This window comes from Paenibacillus sp. FSL R7-0189, from assembly GCF_037969925.1.
In the GTDB taxonomy this organism is placed as follows: Bacteria; Bacillota; Bacilli; order Paenibacillales; family Paenibacillaceae; genus Paenibacillus_AQ; species Paenibacillus_AQ odorifer.
Genome location: NZ_CP150223.1, coordinates 4,400,767 through 4,417,836, shown reverse-complemented (window position 1 = coordinate 4,417,836; position 17,070 = coordinate 4,400,767). Strand labels below are relative to the sequence as shown.

General features: G+C 40.5%; 18 protein-coding genes. 3 read left to right on the top strand and 15 right to left on the bottom strand.

Annotated features, from left to right (window positions below; genetic code table 11):
* The first annotated feature begins 33 nt into the window (after positions 1-33).
* Together MKY63_RS19120 and MKY63_RS19115 are read left to right on the top strand one after the other, a co-directional pair.
* Entirely contained in the window at positions 34-933 is a 900-nt protein-coding gene (locus MKY63_RS19120; RefSeq protein WP_339809637.1) for a LysR family transcriptional regulator, read from the top strand.
* Between the two features lie 78 nt (positions 934-1,011).
* On the top strand, positions 1,012-1,953 hold the full coding sequence (locus MKY63_RS19115; protein ID WP_038572607.1) for an NAD(P)H-binding protein: 942 nt from the start codon (positions 1,012-1,014) through the stop codon (positions 1,951-1,953).
* 441 nt (positions 1,954-2,394) lie between these two features.
* Here the strand turns inward: MKY63_RS19115 and MKY63_RS19110 are convergent, their stop codons facing one another.
* The 4 genes from MKY63_RS19110 to MKY63_RS19095 form a co-directional block, all read right to left on the bottom strand.
* On the bottom strand, positions 2,395-3,534 hold the full coding sequence (locus MKY63_RS19110; RefSeq protein WP_076098609.1) for a 5-methyltetrahydropteroyltriglutamate--homocysteine S-methyltransferase: 1,140 nt from the start codon (positions 3,532-3,534) through the stop codon (positions 2,395-2,397).
* Between the two features lie 172 nt (positions 3,535-3,706).
* Positions 3,707-4,471 carry a GNAT family N-acetyltransferase gene (locus MKY63_RS19105; RefSeq protein WP_176462640.1) on the bottom strand — a complete coding sequence of 255 codons (765 nt, stop codon included), beginning with the start codon at positions 4,469-4,471 and terminating at the stop codon, positions 3,707-3,709.
* A 244-nt stretch (positions 4,472-4,715) separates the two neighbouring features.
* On the bottom strand, positions 4,716-4,907 hold the full coding sequence (locus tag MKY63_RS19100; protein WP_036683062.1) for a hypothetical protein: 192 nt from the start codon (positions 4,905-4,907) through the stop codon (positions 4,716-4,718).
* A 77-nt stretch (positions 4,908-4,984) separates the two neighbouring features.
* Positions 4,985-5,335 carry an MmcQ/YjbR family DNA-binding protein gene (locus MKY63_RS19095; RefSeq protein ID WP_036683066.1) on the bottom strand — a complete coding sequence of 117 codons (351 nt, stop codon included), beginning with the start codon at positions 5,333-5,335 and terminating at the stop codon, positions 4,985-4,987.
* A gap of 186 nt (positions 5,336-5,521) precedes the next feature.
* On the opposite strand from MKY63_RS19095, the gene MKY63_RS19090 reads away from it, so the two are divergent.
* Positions 5,522-5,719 (top strand): hypothetical protein, encoded by a 198-nt coding sequence (locus tag MKY63_RS19090; protein WP_036683067.1) that lies wholly within the window; start codon positions 5,522-5,524, stop codon positions 5,717-5,719.
* A gap of 141 nt (positions 5,720-5,860) precedes the next feature.
* Here the strand turns inward: MKY63_RS19090 and MKY63_RS19085 are convergent, their stop codons facing one another.
* From MKY63_RS19085 to MKY63_RS19035, 11 genes are all read right to left on the bottom strand, one after another.
* Positions 5,861-6,436: a dihydrofolate reductase family protein gene (locus MKY63_RS19085; RefSeq protein ID WP_038572611.1), complete on the bottom strand. Its 576-nt coding sequence runs from the start codon at positions 6,434-6,436 to the stop codon at positions 5,861-5,863.
* 199 nt (positions 6,437-6,635) lie between these two features.
* Positions 6,636-8,108 carry an amidase family protein gene (locus MKY63_RS19080; protein ID WP_339809634.1) on the bottom strand — a complete coding sequence of 491 codons (1,473 nt, stop codon included), beginning with the start codon at positions 8,106-8,108 and terminating at the stop codon, positions 6,636-6,638.
* Positions 8,109-8,136: 28 nt separating this feature from the next.
* Complete coding sequence (locus MKY63_RS19075) at positions 8,137-8,595, bottom strand: GNAT family N-acetyltransferase (protein ID WP_076215349.1); 459 nt, start codon at positions 8,593-8,595, stop codon at positions 8,137-8,139.
* A 154-nt stretch (positions 8,596-8,749) separates the two neighbouring features.
* A complete protein-coding gene (locus MKY63_RS19070; RefSeq protein WP_038572617.1) occupies positions 8,750-9,859 on the bottom strand; it encodes a hypothetical protein in 1,110 nt (369 codons plus the stop codon).
* Positions 9,860-9,973: 114 nt separating this feature from the next.
* Positions 9,974-11,038, bottom strand: a complete 1,065-nt coding sequence (locus MKY63_RS19065) for a serine hydrolase domain-containing protein (RefSeq protein WP_036683217.1) — start codon at positions 11,036-11,038, stop codon at positions 9,974-9,976.
* 202 nt (positions 11,039-11,240) lie between these two features.
* The gene (locus tag MKY63_RS19060; protein WP_036683080.1) at positions 11,241-12,425 is read right to left on the bottom strand and encodes a glycosyltransferase; all 1,185 of its coding nucleotides are present in this window, start codon (positions 12,423-12,425) and stop codon (positions 11,241-11,243) included.
* Positions 12,426-12,733: 308 nt separating this feature from the next.
* On the bottom strand, positions 12,734-13,174 hold the full coding sequence (locus tag MKY63_RS19055; RefSeq protein ID WP_051491267.1) for a DUF6678 family protein: 441 nt from the start codon (positions 13,172-13,174) through the stop codon (positions 12,734-12,736).
* A 122-nt stretch (positions 13,175-13,296) separates the two neighbouring features.
* Positions 13,297-13,740, bottom strand: a complete 444-nt coding sequence (locus MKY63_RS19050) for a GNAT family N-acetyltransferase (RefSeq protein WP_036683081.1) — start codon at positions 13,738-13,740, stop codon at positions 13,297-13,299.
* 178 nt (positions 13,741-13,918) lie between these two features.
* Entirely contained in the window at positions 13,919-14,773 is an 855-nt protein-coding gene (locus tag MKY63_RS19045) for a hypothetical protein (RefSeq protein ID WP_036683084.1), read from the bottom strand.
* 405 nt (positions 14,774-15,178) lie between these two features.
* Complete coding sequence (locus MKY63_RS19040; protein WP_036683085.1) at positions 15,179-15,961, bottom strand: SDR family oxidoreductase; 783 nt, start codon at positions 15,959-15,961, stop codon at positions 15,179-15,181.
* Between the two features lie 286 nt (positions 15,962-16,247).
* Complete coding sequence (locus tag MKY63_RS19035) at positions 16,248-17,015, bottom strand: nucleotidyltransferase domain-containing protein (RefSeq protein WP_036683087.1); 768 nt, start codon at positions 17,013-17,015, stop codon at positions 16,248-16,250.
* Between the last annotated feature and the right edge of the window lie 55 nt (positions 17,016-17,070).

Below are 17,070 nucleotides of genomic sequence, written 5' to 3'. Positions count from 1 at the left end.
AATAAAAGCAAACAGCGGCAGGCGGAGGATACTATGAACATAAGAAGGATTAAATATTTTATCGATCTCGTAGAATGCAGAAATTTTACGGAAACAGCTAAAAAGAACTATGTATCGCAGACCACCATTAGTCAACAAATCGCCGCGCTTGAAGAGGAATTCAACATTCAATTGATTGACAGAAGGCAGATCCCTATTGAGCCAACCAAAGCCGGATGGCTTTTCTATGGCGAAGCCCTCATCCTCTGGAAGCAATATAACCATATGAAGATGAGCATGGAAAACTTTCAAAAGTATAATACGCAATCCTTGAGTATCGAATATGCGGCGATGACGGATATCCAAAGTTTGTTGAAATTGATTCCCTCGTTTCAGGATCATCATCCGAATATTAAGCTGGAACTGAATAAAGTATTGCTAAAAGATATTGCAGAATACTTGCAAAAAGGGATTTACGACGTGGCTATTGCCTTTGATTCCGAGTTTCAAGGAAAAGAGGACATTGTAACCTATCCCTTGTATAAGGGACGTTATTGTGCGGCTGTGAGTCACCACCATCCCCTGTTTCATCATGAATCGATCGCCAAAGAGGAGTTATATGAACATCCACTAGTCATGCTGAATCCAACAGCTATTGGAAACTCTTATCATCTAATGATCCAGCATGCAATTGAAGACGGCTATCAGCCGAACATTCTTCGAACCGCAGACGATGTGGAGACAGAATTGTTTTATATCATCACGGAGAATTTGATTGGCTTTTTCCCGGATAACTATCAGCTCGCTTATCTTCAAGATGAAGTCCGGCTAATTCCCTTAGATGATTCACACCATACCTTTGCAATCGAAGCAGGTTATCTCAAAAATAATACAAACCCGGCCTTGCCTTCCTTCCTGCAACAAATCCAAATTGGATTTAGCAATCGACCATAAGTTTTATGTGTTAGACTATGTTACTTTTTTCACATACTATAAGGGTATAATTCATTTCAACAAGGAGTGACAACGATCATGGGTAAATTATTGTTGACTGGTGTCGATGGAAATCTAGGGAAGCAAGCTGCGGAATATTTGTTGGAGCTGGTAGATAAAGACCAAATCATTTTTTGCGCTTACGATCCAGCATGTTTGAAAGAATATGCGGAACAAGGGATTGAAACACATGTGACCAACTTTAATAACAAGGACGGCCTTGCCGAAGCTTTTGCTCATGCCGATAAACTCGCTCTAATCTCCATGCCTTTTGTTGGAGAAAAACGCCAAAATGCACAAAAAAATGTGATCGATGCTGCCAAAGAAGCTGGAGTCAAACAGATCATTTATACTTCTCTAGTAAACGCAGCCGATGAAAGCAATCCAAGCGTAGAAAAAATCGACCATGTGTATACCGAACGTTATATTCAAAGCGTTGGGCTAGATTATATCTTCCTTCGGAATTCCCAATACGCGGAAGCCATGATTACCAATTACTTCACGTATGTGAAGGGTGACGGGGTATTAACAAACAATCAAGGTGACGGTAAAATGGCTTATATCTCGCGGAAGGATTGCGCAAAAGCCGTTGCGTATGCCCTAGCCTCCAATAATTATCAGGAAGCGATTCTAAATATCAACGGACTTGAATTGATGACAATTACCGATTTCATTAAGATTGGTAATGAAGTAACGGGCAATCATATCACCTACAAAGAAAACACGGATGAAGAAAATTATGCCGTATTCGAAGCAATGGGCGTGCCTAGAACCACCGACGGTGCATTTAAAGAAGGCTCCGAAGCACCCTTTTCTTCAGAAGGTATGGTTACTTTCGGACAAGCTATTCGTGAAGGAAAAATGGATGTTTATACAGACGACTTCAAACAACTTACTGGTCATGACCCTCTGACCGTGAAATATATGTTTGAACATGCCGATGAATTCCAGGTTGGCGAAAGACACTCTAAAGACAATTAAAAGCTGACACTCTTACTTCTTAGGCTAAATCACCCTCGTTTATTAAACGGGGGTGATTTCTTTTATACTGAGCGTGGCAAAAAAACTCCGTAAAGCTCAATCATATGCTCGCCCTGGAGATAATTAGGGGATTCCTCCCTTATTACCAGAGGATTCTGGTCATCAGACTAATAATCAGGGAATTCTTCCCTGAAATTTAACTGATTTGGCGGTAATTCTTGATATTGCTCTGTTTTTTAGGGAGTTATTCCCTAATTTCATTCATTTAGAGCAATTATCGGCTTTTATTAGGGAGGTTTTCCCTAATCCTCCGTCACGGTATAGATAGAACTGGCCAAGTATATCGGTATGCTCACTGTAGAACAAAATACACCTTTAACCGAACGGATGAACATCCGAATGGCTAAAGGTGTATTGTCTCTGTCTACTTTTTAATTAGAGTTAGTTCCAGATCTCTTCAGCAATTTCTTTAATATAAGCAAGCTTACGCCATTGCTGCTCTTCTGTCAGGTGGTTGCCTTCTTCCGTAGAAGCAAAGCCACATTGCGGGCTAAGGCAAATCCGGTTTAGATCAACGTATTGCTTCGCTTCCTCAATACGCTTCAGAATATCTTCCTTGCTTTCAAGCTCACCAAATTTGGATGAGAACAGACCTAACACAACCTGCTGATTGTCTTTCAAGAAACGCAATGGCTTGAAGTCACCTGCACGTTCGGTATCAAACTCCAGATAATAACCCGAGTAGTTATTGATATTAAGAAGCGTTTGCGCGATAGGCTCGTAGCCTCCACCTACTCCAGCATAAGTCGAAACATAATTGCCCCGGCATACATGGGTCGTTACAACAAGGTCTTCCGGCAGACCAGTTACAACTTCCTCATTCAATTTTGCAAGTTCGCTTGCATATTCAGCTACGTTCACGCCAATCTGATTCATAAATGCTATAAACTGTTCGTCGCAAAGCGCTCCCCACGTACAATCGTCGATCTGAATACTGCGGCAGCCCGCTGCATAGAAGGCCAGAATCGATGCTTTGTATGCTTTGGCAATATCCGAGATAAGCTCTTCGCGATTCGGGTATAATTCATTTGTGCTTTCCTTGTTTTCCGCCCGATCTAGCTCGAACAGGAATTGTGCAGCCGCAGGAATCGATTGACGCGCAACAACGTCCTCACCAGCAGCACCTTTTAAAAATTCATAATGCGAAACAAAAGGATGGCTGCTGTAGCTTATTTTCCCGGTCAGTCGGGCTGTTTCTGGTCTGGACTCTGCACCGTTAAATTGGTAACCTTGGTCAATAATTGTCCGATCTACACCGTCAAGTCCCCAGAAGAAGTCGAGGTGCCACCAAGAGCGGCGGAATTCGCCATCGGTTACTGCTTGAAGACCCACCTCTTTTTGTTTCTGCACGAGCTTAACGATTTCGTCGTTCTCTACTTCCTTCAACTGCTCGGCAGTAATTTCACCATTCTTGAATTTTAATCTAGCATCTTTCAACGCTTGGGGGCGCAGGAAGCTGCCCACGATATCATATCGAAATGGAGTAACGGTTCGTTTTTGGGGTACGGTTTGAATGCTCATATATTAATCTCCTCGTAAACAAATTATTAGAATAAATATAGCATAACCGACTGACTAAACCGATCTACCAATGAGCTATGACAGGTTATAAGTATTAACTATAGCTAGATTCAGCGTGATAATTAGAAGGGCATGATAAAAAAAGAAGAGGCGCATGAGTAGCGCCTCTTTCTTAATAAATCATATCGACGGATATTACATAGTAATTAGACTCCGCAGTCACCTCAAACCCAATCGACTGATAGAGGGATAATGCCTTTCTATTTTGAGTGACCACGCCAAGACGAATCTGGAAATCCCTCTGATCTCGCAAGATTTTAACTACCTCTGAAAGAATTTCACGTCCGTATCCTCTGCCTTGACACGAAGGAAGCACACAAAAATCATGTATAACCGCTGTATTTGTATCTAAATAATTGACTCTGATCATCCCAACCGGAATCATGTTGTCCACAGCAATGTAAGTAATCCGTGCCGGTTCTCTTGTACGAGTTAAATAATTCCTAGTCCAGGACTCTGAATCACCAAAAGCTTGTGATGAACATTTAACCATGAACTCTAAATCCTGATCTTCTTCTAATCGCACAGCTAAACCGGAGTGGCTTGATCCAGCGATTTGTGCCCGATTAAAAACCATGAGGAATTCAGACGGTGCAGCACTTGCCCCTAAATACCGTATATAATCCATCCCTGATTCAGAATTAGAAGGTATCCTAAAACGGCAAGTTTGTATGCCTTGCATTTGCATATCTGATGCGGCACTTTTCAGTAAGTCGTGGAATACACCTTGGCGACGAAAGTCCGGGTGAACCATTCCGTTAATATTAGCTTCGATGCCATCCGAAGTATACCAACTGAGAAATCCGACTAATTGGTTATCGATCTGGCACAAGAATGCCTCATCTCCGTCTATCTCCTTAAGGCTTTCTATACCCACCCTCAAACTTGATCTGTCGGACGTCTTGCAAAGATGTTCTAATATGCGGATTTGATCAATCGATTGCTTTGAATAGTCTTTCATTGTACTAATTTTATATTCTTGCATCTAGTACCCTCATTAAGAAGGAAATACGCAGTTTATGGACGAGTAGGCGTTATCCTTCTAAATTCTGTCCACCTAATGATAGTTACCAATGGAACCGCCTCCTAAAAGTCAATGTCTTCACTCTAAACCAGGGTAATCATAAAACAAACCTTATAACTAAAAAAATGATAGCAATTATAGCCACAACGATCAACAGATTGGTTACCTCACTCCAGAATCCTGGAACGCCTTCAGTATGATATTTTTGCGCATTTACATCATGGTTTGCTTTATGGCCTGCAGGGTCCGACAAATTGGGATTAGGTCCTGAATTAAAAAAGTCAGACATAAATACAACTCCTTCCCATGAATATAAACCATATTATACCAGTTCATTGCCATTTTAACGACAACTTAATGCCACCTTCAATATATCGTTTGTCGGAGGCTCTTAGGGAGATTTTTGACAACCATATCGTAAGAATGATCAATCATTAAATAGATATCCGACTCTGGTAAGGAGCCATCCAAAACAATCGTATTCCAGTGTTTTTTGTTCATGTGGTATCCTGGCCGAACGCTCTCATGCTGCTCTCGCAAGTTCCCTGCAATCACCGGATCACATTTTAGATTTATGTAAGCATAATTCCCCTTATTCTCAAATATAAGCGCGAACATTTTACCGGCAATTTTGATCACCATTGGATCGAAGCCGAAAGGAAAATCCTTTGTTGCTCCATTCTTTTGTAAACAGTATTCGATAATATTATGGGTCAAAATCAGTCCCTCACCTTCTTCATTAAAACGAATCCTGTATACCTTATATCAAATATTATAACTGAAATAAACCTAACACTCTTGCCCTTGGCAAAATGAACTCGTGAGTAATCCTTTCAAGTGCACGAAACCTGAATAACCTTAAATACGTTAAAGTAATATACAAATCTACAGGAGGTTTTTATAATGAGATACAGTGCTGCAGGCGCACCAATAACCTGTCCTTGCTGTCAAAACGATACCTTTGATCTGGATTATAAACTGCTTAACACAAGCGGCGCATCATTTTTAGGCTTTGACTGGGCGAACAAAAACGCTGCCATCCTTATTTGTAAGCGATGCACCCATATTTCATGGTTTATGAAAGAACCAACATCTGATTAGTGTTTGGTAAAAATAAAGTATTAGACTGGATCCATTAAAACAAGCAGCGGCGGACCAAGACTTGATAAATAAAGTCTTAGACTGCCGCTGTTGTCGTTCCAATAACGTTCCTCGTGAGCGTAATCACCTTAAGTGACAAGGTCATCTTACCGTCTGGTAAACGAGACCTATGGCTCCAGAATCAAAGGTCTTGTTTTCGATTAGCTTAAGATTTCTCTTCTCCTTGAGACCTTGGAATAATGGCAATCCCTTACCGATCAGGACGGGAGAAACCGTAATTTTATACTCATCAATTAAATCAAGCTGCATAAGGTGGTGTGCGAATCTAGGACTGCCGAGGATGACCATATCCTTGCCGGGCTGCTGTTTGAGGTTATTGATCTCTTCCTCGACAGCTTCTTTCACGAGTCTGGAATTATTCCATTCGACTTTCTCCAGCGTCGTGGAAAAAACGATCTTAGCTGTCTTTTCGATCCACTCGGCATGATTCCGTTCATGCTGCGAAGCTGATGGGTTCGAAGGGACAGATGGCCAGTAACTGTGCATCATCTGATAAGTCCCACGTCCCCAAATGACAGTGTCGGCAGTACTCAGAATTTCTTTCGCATGGTTCTCCAAATCAGCATCGTAGGAAACCCAGCCAATGTCCATTTCACCATTCGGCCCTTCTACAAAACCGTCAAGCGATGCGTGAAGAAATAGAACGAGTTTTCTCATTTTCAGTTCTCCTTTGTTCATGAGGGATATCTACATTAGACATTAACTACATTTTAGCAGAATTCAACTTGGGTTGTTTCTTATGGATTGCTAATCTCAAACGCTCTTTTCTTCACTTTGGTATTTTTATCCACATCAACATTTTAGCAAACATACGTTCGTTTGTAAATGCACCTTTTTCTAATTTTCAAATCATCTTTCATTTCTTTAGAGCCGGCATTTTTCTGTGTTTCGTTTGTTGTTCGAATGCAAATGCAATCCGAATGAGTGTCGGTTCACTAAATGCCGTTCCTGCAAATGTGATCCCAAAGGCTCTTCCATTCTCTTGAAAGCCTGCGGGCACTGCTATAGTTGGATAACCTGCTCTAGCACTTAAATCAGCTCCGACATAAGCAGGAAACAGGATTGCATCCAATCCATACTTTTCTAAAGCATGATCGATCCCTATATTTTGCGAATAATATAAGTCAGAGATAGACTCTACAATATATTCCGAATGATTCAACGGTTTATCTAGCTGTGATCGATAGTTCAGCATATCTTGTCCATATTTCAAAGCCTTTTCCGAATTCCGCTCGTTCCATTCAATCAATTCATTTAGGTTATGGACAGGAAGTTGAGCCGGAAGGTTATATAAGTAATTTTCAACGGAATGCTTAAATTCAAGATTCATTTTGTTATATTTCCACTCTCTATGGAACGATGGAATATCTATATCTTCTATTATGTTGGCTCCAGAATCTTTTAATTTAGCCACAGCATCATTAAATAAATGTTCATCATATTCACCCATGTCACAATAATTCTTAGGTAGAGCATTTCTAAAAACGCCTATGGTCGCTTTATTTAATCCGTCTTTATCCAAAAATGCTGTGTAGTCCATAGTAGAATATTCATTTTTACAAGTAGCAGGATCACTTTCATCTTTTCCCGTAAGTGCATTTAATAAGATCGCAACATCTGTCACATTCCTTGCCATAGGTCCAGCTGTATCCTGAGAATATGACCATGGAATTATGCCTGATCTACTTATTAGACCTACAGTTGGCTTTAAACCAACAATTGCGTTTTGCACAGCTGGACTTAAAATAGAGCCAGACGTCTCTGTCCCCACGGCTACTGTTGAAAAATTGGCTGCAACAGAAGCGGCAGAACCCGTACTGGAACCCCCCGGAAAATGATCCCCGTATGGATTTTTGGTTTGTCCTCCTATTGAGCTATACCCAGCCCACATGGATGATGACATCCCATTTGCCCATTCCGTCATATTTGTTTTTGCAAGTATAATTGCCCCAGCATCCCTTAGTTTTTGGACAAGAAAAGCATCGTTTGAGCTAACATGGTTTTCCAAAGCTAATGCGCCAGCGGTTGTATGCATTTTATCATTCGTTTCAATATTTCCTTTCAATAATACAGGCACACCATGTAAAAGACTTCGTGCTCCGCTTAATTTTCTCTCCTGATCTAATGCCTCGGCAATAAAAATCGCATCTGGATTCATTTCCATAATAGAGTTTATCATGGGACCACTCTGGTCAAACGTTGCTATCCGATACATGTAATACATAACAAGTTCCCTAGAACTATCATCCCCTCTATCCATTGCATCCTGCAGTTCGAGTATCGTTATTTCTTCACTCTTTATTTTTGCTAATTCGAAGATATGCTCCATGATAACTCCTGCTTTCCATTTGGGTCATTTATGTAATAGTGTCATGTTCATATATTTTGGTGGGCCGTCCCCACTCGAAGTTATCCAGACCTATCTCCTTAAATCCATATTTCTCATAATAAAGAATATGATCCGTCGCCAAGTAGACTTTTGCATAACCTAGTTGTCCAGCTATTTTTCTGGCATGCTCCAACAAAACGGATCCTAGTGCTTTGCCTCTCTCACTTTCGTCAATAAACAATGGCGCAATCCAAGGTGATAAATCTTTTCGAGTTATAAATTCCTGCTCAATTAATTGATAAAACCCGATGATTACATCATGTTTCAACAGCAAAAATGTAAAAGGAAACTCCTCATCTTTTGAGATTAAACTTTCTTGTATATTGGGGAGCACAACTTGTTGTACTTTTGGCCACCGTTCTTTGACATACTCAATAAGCTCATTTTGACGAAGAGGACATTCTTGTAAGGATTTAATATCTAGCATCTAACCATCCCTTCTTGTAAAAAGAAATTCCTATACCCATGTCTGCTCTCACAATAGTCATCCACCAGCTCTCAAAATGCATAGCAGCAAGCCCCGAGTGGGGCTTGCTGTAGGTTGTAAATACTAAAGTAGGTTATAACGCTGGTTCACTTCATTACTTGGAAACCGGTGTATAGATCAGGCAGCGCAGCGTCTTCTCGGGATAGCGCAGCTCTGCCGTGTAGGTGCTACCGTCTTTCAGTTTGACCAAGACCGCTACCACTCCGCTTTTGTCATATGCACTGTCTTTAATGATAGAGGAGCTGGTTATCGCACGGGTCTCGCCCTGCTTGTCCACCACAATGGATTTAGCGGCTTGAAGCCAGCTGGAATCCTGGCTAATCTTTTTATTTATAGCTGCTGTAATCGGAGTTCTCTTGTAGGACAGATCCACTATCGTGGTATCAAGTACGGTCCCGCTCTTTGCATCCACGAAAGTATTATACATGAAATAAGACTTATCCTGAGCCCGCAGTGTCTCTGCCCGGTAAGGTAGAAAATTAACGAACCATTGCCCTTTCGAATCAGGAAAAGGCTTATGATATGAGGTCTGAGCCTGCAACTTTGAGAGATCGACACCGAATAGACGGCTTACGCTCTCTTTTGCTCTGCGTAGGGCTTCATCCTGACTGATGTCCTTCTTATCTGGCTGTGCCACGACAAGATTGAGGCTTACCACATAATTAAAACGGTAATTCCAGTCGATCAATTGCAGCATTTCTTCATCGGTCAGTTCGCGCTTAGGAAATACATAGGTAAATTTGCTTTGATCCAGATAAAATTCGGAGCTCCCTGATTTCAAAGGTAGCTTCTGCTTGGGCCGTAAACCATCGTACTTGTATTGATCATCCAATAACATCCGCCGCTTATTCTCCTGATCCGTAAATTGCCGCGTAAGCTGTTCATCCTTGCCGGTGAGCCTGGCCTTCTCTGCATACTCATTAATCTGCTTAATTTCTTCAGCGGTGACTGTGCGCTCAAAATACGACTTGATCGTCGAGACTGGTGTTTTGGTTGCAACCTTAAGTACCGGGATCTGGCTGCTCGCCAGTTGAACAGCAGGCTTCTGGTTGAGTTCTTGCGTGTAGGAAACGTTCGCTTGAGACACATTCTGGTTCACTGTAGTGTAAGCGACGATTTTGGGCACTGCCAAAGCAGTGAGGGCCAGCAGACCACCGGATATCGCGATCACCCCGAGGGCTGATTTCACATCTTTACTCTTCATTTCTTATAACCTCCATAGTGTAAGTGGGCTTGACTTACATGTACTTTAAGATACGAATGTTATAAAGTACGAAGCCCCTTGTTATGAAGTTGTAAAATCAGTTACAGACTCGTTCTAAATATTGGAGCCAAGCAACAGATCAAGAATTGGGAAGCATACGCTGCCCATGTTGACATAGTCACAATTACTCATAACAGAAATAGCGATTTTTTTATCGGGAAGCAGGAACAAATTGCTCAAGAATCCAGTATCCCAGCCGGAATGTGAGAGAATACGAGAACCTTTATATTCTCCTAGAAACCAGCCCAATCCTATCTGTGCATTTTCCGGATCATAGCCCGTTTGTGCATGAGGTTTCCACATTTCATCATAGCTACCTGGCTGGAGGATTTCATTGCCGTTCCCGGCTGTTCCACCGTTGAGATGCATCAACAGATATTGGCACATATCTTCGGCATGGGTATATAAAGTGGAGCTAGGGGCATGGGCCCTGTTATATGGAAAAACACTACTAACGCAGCCACCACATTCATGGGTAGCTCCAAGCACATGAGGTGCAGCAATATAAGCTTCAACCTCCTGTTTAAGAAAAGAACTGGACTGCATTCCTGTTGGTTCAAGAATATTTTTTTCCATATACTGCTCGAAGCTCATATCGCTGACTTTTGCTATCATATCTCCCAATATCTCATATCCTATATTACTATAGGCAAATTTCTCTCCCGGTTGGCTTAACAGCTTGTGGTGACCTATCCCTTTTACATATCGTTCAAGACTTTGCTCGTCGTATTCAGGGCGATCCCACGCATAATCTTCCTCATCAGGCATACCGGAGGTATGATTCATAAGCTGTCTTATTGTTATATTTTGATACCGCTCATCCTCTAACTTAAAATATGACAGGTATTTAGTGATGGGGGCATCCAATTCTACCTTACCACGCTCAACTAATTGCATAATGGCGGTTGCTACGAAGGTTTTGGAGACAGAGGCTTGGTGAAACAAAGTGCCACGAACTACAGGATCACCCGTCGATAAATTTGCCGTCCCATATTCACCAGTAAACAGAACTTGGTTGTCCTTTACGATTCCGGTCGCTAATCCCGGAAACTTTTCATTTTCCACAAACTTGATTAGCATTTCATGCAAAATATCCTCTATCTTCTGATTCTTGTACATTTTGTCCTCCCCAATGACAATAAAGCACCATTTTCAATAAATTCACCCATACAAATAATAACATCTTATCGACCCTTTATCTGGTAATAAATAATTATAATCAAATAAACAGTCGCTTACTTGAAAAGGCAGCAATTCATTTTCCGAGCTTCCGAGCCAGCCTCCAATTAGAGGACCCACAACGCGTGGTCTTTCTACCTTGCTAATAATATCCATGAATCGTCTTCGCCTGCCCTTCAACAACCATAGATTTTACGGCTGAAACAGACGGCTGCCGCAGCTTGATAACCTCTAAAGCCTCAGTAACGATAGCATCCGCGGCTGATTTCCGGGAAAAGTTCTTCATATCCTGCACCTTTCCATCCCTGTACCCCAGATGCTCCAATCTCTGAAGCTGCTCTACTAACTGCTCCTCGTTTCGGGCAATCTCTATTAAATTGTGCTCAGACAACCATTCTGCATTGCCTGCCTCCTGACCGGGGAGCGGACGATAGACAATTACAGGAAGTGCTAGAGCCATCGCCTCAGTCAAGGTAATCCCCCCTGCTTTGGTCAACAGACAGGAGGATATGCACATTAGCTCCTGCATTTCTTCTGTATAACCCCGTATGTGAACCCGAGGATTCTCTTGAAAAAGCTCTTCCGTAGCCATCTGGAGCTTATGATTATTCCCGCACAATACCATTACATCGAAGTTTGATTGCTGCAGCGCCCTTATTATTAAATGGTTAATATCACTCAACACGCCGTAAGCCCCTGCCGCAAGTAATAGATAATGTCGATTTCCATCTAGTCCATGCTTACGTAAAAGGCCTTCACGTTCCTGAGTCTGTTCAAAAGCTTCACGAATCGGAATCCCGCTAACCACAAGCTTTTCTTCAGCAATACCTAATGACATCAGTTCTGCTTTCATACTTTCCGTAGCAATAAAATACTTCGAGGTTTGTGGATGAAGCCACCTGCCATGAACCACATAATCCGTCATGACAGTGAAAAGGGGGATTCGTCTTCCCTTTGTTGATGCAAGCTCAGCAGCGGCCAAATAGGGAAAGGTATGAATGATAATATCCGGTCCAATCTCGTCGATGATCCTTTGCACTTTCCGCTTGCCCATAGAATGAATCCATTTACCCATGAACTGGTCTGGTTTAATCTTGCTCGTCAACTTGTACACTAATCCATAAAATTCTTGAGTATAACCTGTGCTGTTCAGATAGAATCTGCGGGACAGCTCATTCAGACTAGGGTAGACTGCAGCGAAAAGATCCAAGGTAACAATCCGGCTGATCCCTCTACGTCTAAAAGAATGATCAATTGCTTCTGCTACTTTGATATGCCCGTCTCCAAATGCCGAAGTTACAATAAGTACTTTAGGATCTGTGTTCATGAGAAAGCTCCTTTTTCGCTTGGCCTTCTCTAACTCTAACTCTGAATCGTAAACAGATAGTGATGAGATCCTCAACTGAATATTAACTTCATGATTTTCTATAGAGCGAAGCAAACGAAGAAATCCGCAGAAAAAAACACAGTGCATCAACCTCCAGTAACGATAGGATTAATGTTCTGTGTTTAGTTAAAGGCAAACTGTGTCCGAAAGCATCTTCGAACGTGTAATATGATCAAATTAAATGAAAGTTGGTGTCTGAGTAAATAAAGTTTTAGACTGCCGCTGGTTTATTGAACTAACGTGTCCCGTTAGCTCAATTGATTACCTTTGAAAAGTGAGTCTGTATTTGATATATATCCATAAATGAAAAATGTATTATTTTCTTCTCTATACGGAATTCTTAATTCATGTAAAATCGAAAGAAATTCTTTACTTATGTCAATTAATTCAGGAGGAAGCAGATTCCCCTTGTGCTTCTGATACCTTGGTCTAACCCGTATCCATTCTACAGAAAAAAAAGGTGAAAGTCCTTCTATCCAATCCCCTAAATACCAGACGTCGTTTTCGAAGTTCTCTGGATAAAGTATATCGTCTAATACATACTTAGCTTGATATGGAGGGGTAAAAGGTAGTTTATTTAGTACATCACTTTGTAAGTTTCCCCACTTAGTGTCATTCATAACTGAACATAATTGTTTCTGTGTAATAACTTCATGTACCCTTTTTTTAAAATCCTGTTCAAAACCCACAATTAAAAATCCTCCTGAATAAAAACATAAATCCCAAGCTGACCTGCCCGTGTGTCGTTATTGAGTTATCGTTATCCGTTAACTTAATACAAAATGGCTGCTCGGCTATTACATATTCAAAATTAGTCAAGTTTAATAATCTTATCAAAGCAGTATGAATCTTTGTCATAGCCACTATGCACATAGAAAGCATGGGCGTCGGTTCGCTTAAATCCGCTACATAAAATAATACTTGATATTTCCATTTCTTTAGCGTAATTTTCAGTGTATCTTAGTAGTTCTGTACCTATCCCACTATGCTGTAATTCCTTTTTAACAGCAAGCCCTTGAATATGTAGATAACCATTCGAAGACCCTACGGATAACGCCTGAACTATAGTGACAAAACCAACCACATCATTTTCAAATAATGCAACGAATGTTTTGTAATTTCCAGCCTTATTCATGTTTTCCATAGTAACTCGAAAGTTTTCAATATTAACATTGCGAACGCCAAGTACATCATTCCATAAAAAAACAACTTCAGTATAATCATTTGCTACAACTTCTCGTATTTTAATTTCCATCCCCCCCTTTATAGAAATATTCAAGCAAAGGATTCGACAATTGATGAAGCAATCCTGCCCGTAACTTTAACAAATAAAAGAGGAGCATTGTCATGGCAATGCTCCTCAGCTATCGTTTCCCGTAAGCTTTATAGATTGCCTCTTTTTCAGCCTGCAATCATTAGAATCCATTCTCTCATTAGTTTGTTGTTTTATAATATTCTGATAAAATGCCCTCTAAAACTTGCTTATAATCATTTTTATTATAAGAAGAGTTATCAACTTTTATCTTGGTAATGTTTAATCTGTTAAAAATTTCTTCTTCCAGTTCCCTTCTTGCTTTAAGAACCTGCAGTGTTCCATCTAACCCTTTATAATTTTGTTCTTTTCCATACCCTTGGTTCGTGTAATATTCAATAAATCCCTCTGACCATTCCTGAGGTCTTTCCTTTACAGCCTTTCTGAAAGAATGATCAAGATCATTCTGCTGTACATATATCAACAATGGATTCAATCGCTCTACAATTGTTGCCAGTTCAATAACATAACTTATAACGTCTTCCTTCTTCGCACCATGTTTAATCATGCCTATAGTTACAGGGTTTTGTATAAAACAACAATCAAAAACAAAGGTGTCTGTGCCATACAAAACACGATCCGCAAACTTCTTCCATCTTTCTGTTATCAGTTTCCTATTTTGATCTAGCGGCAATTCATAAATATCATGTTTAAAAACTGCGTGATGCAATTCATCTGGAAAACTTGACCAGACTTCATTTTTTATTTTCCGATATTCCAGGAAGTAATCGTTACCTTGTTTAATCATTAGATTACTCAACAAATCTTTAAACTTTTTACGGGTATTCAATAATTCATCGCATTCGGTTTTCTTAAAGAAAGCGACTCCATCATAATCAGCAGGATGTTCCAGATTTCCTTCTAAAAAAAGCTGGGATGTAATGTTCACTTCCGTAAGAATTTCATGAACTTGCTGAGCAGTTGTTGTTTTACCAGATCCTGGCATTCCCTCAATCAAGACTAACTTCGATCGCATAACAAAGTTCCTCCACTCGCTAGTAGAAGGATAAACAGGTAGGAATCAATAGAGATGCTGTTATGCTGTTTCCCACGAATAAAAGCGGATACCATCAGGTATCCGCAGGATGGGTATATGATACACCTTTTCCTGCATACCCTATAAGATTAAAGAAAAGCATACCTAATAAAATAGTGTAGTCACTATTTCAGGCATCCTTTCAAATTGTTAATCTTTACAGAGTATTCCACATGATAAGTTTATGCTCCTTTGTTTGCATCTCTATTGTTTAGATTAACAGTAAGCATAGGTAAATACAATCAGGGACTTTCTAAACAATCCTGCCTGTTAGCTTAATAAAAAGAGCAGGATACCGAAGCACCTGCTTATCAATGTAATGTATTATTCAACTATCGTTCTCCGTTAGTTGAATCCACCCGTGGAATGTAAAACTTGGCCGGTAATCCACTCCCCATCATCGGTGGCTAAGAATGCAACCAGACGAGCTGCATCCTTAGGCAATCCTACTCTACCTGTTACAAATTGCTTAGATAACTGCTGTCGTAGGTCAGGAGTCATCCAGCCGGTGTCTGTGGGTCCAGGATTTATCGCATTTACGGTGATGCCTTTCGGTCCCACCTCTGCTGCAAAAGTTCGTGTGAAAGCATCTATTGCCCCTTTCGTTGTGGCATAAGAGATTTCACCAGCCATGGGACCTAGTGATTGGCCCGATGTCATATTAATAACTCGACCACCTGCCGATTGCGTAAACCGTCTAACGAATTCCACACTAAGCATAGTTACCGCCCTAACATTAATTGCGTAGTGTGCATCCAAAGACTCTGGGGTAATCGTGGTTAAGTCATCGTTAACCGAATAACAAGCATTGTTAACAAGAATGGAAGGTTCTCCTAGCTTCTGCTCAACGTTATTTATTAAATCCACAAAGCTTTCAGGTACAGAAAGATCCATCATTAGGTGTTCGCAACGAACGCCCATGGAACGTATTTCCTCACAAAGTTGCTTTTGCTCCTCGTTATTGCTACCCCAGGGCATCTGTTGATCGTAACTAACCCAGTGTGTAAAAAATACATCAGCGCCTAGATAGGCCAACTCTTTGCACACTGCAGCACCGATTCCTGTGCTGCGACTTGCACCTGTTACTATTGCGATTCGACCTGTTAATCTGCCAAGTGTAGTATTCATGGGTCTTTTCTCTCCTTTTTATTTTGAAGTCGCATTAAACTGCGGTGACTATTGTGCAAATCTGCCCGTTACTTCAATAAAAACAGCAGGCTACCGTAGCGCCTGCTCATTAATGTGTAGTATTCAACTAAAGTTCCCGTTAGCTCGATAGTCATATGTTTTAATTAGAGTCGCTGCTTATAGTTGTGAGGCTTGCCAAACACCTAACGCAGTGACGTCCCGACGGGCTTAGGGGGCTGGATGTGGTCACTCGCTTCTCAGAGTGACCCGGAGCGTCAATATGGTGTTAGCCGAAGGAAGTTCTGGAAGCAGCCATTGCATTTAAGACGTTCTCAAAATAGCTACATACTTCATCTGCAATTCCCAGAAACTCTTCAACAAGTACATTACTATCCAAGTAACAAGCATACAGATAATCAACTAAAGCGGAGTCAATCTCACAATAGTTTAATAGGGCATTCTTCATCTTAATAATGTCATCTTGCCATACACCTGTATCTTCTAAAACCAAAGAGTATAATGCACGAATTAATCTCTTAGAGTAACCTTTAATATATCTAGTTTTCATTGTGTTATCACTAGCATTAGAAAGTAAACTATGTATACGATCTATTTCCTCCTTGGTCTCTGTATTTAAGTCTAAAATGAACTCTGGAGAAATAATTATCGGTGGTACTTTTTCACCAACGTCATGACCATATATGGAAACACAAATTATCTTTACCCAAAAACCCCACTCATTTGGTTTACTTAATACATCGTCAATCGAGCAAATTATCGTATCAATCTTAGTTACTATTGGATATTCTTCCAAAAGCCTGTCTTTAATATTTGACAATCTTTCGTAATCAATATCTTTGGGATTTACACATACAATAGTAAAGTCTGCATCTGACTTAAAAGGTTTAGCAGTTCCTTTTGGAATCGAGCCACACATATAAATGCTATGAATCTTACCTTTGAATTCGGTAAGTATATTATCTATATACTTATCAACAAAATCCTTATATTCACTTTGTATTTCAATTCTATTTATAACTTTTTCTAATATCATATAGACTCCTCCTAAACTAAGAACTTCTTTCGGCTAACGCCTTTTTGCGAACTTC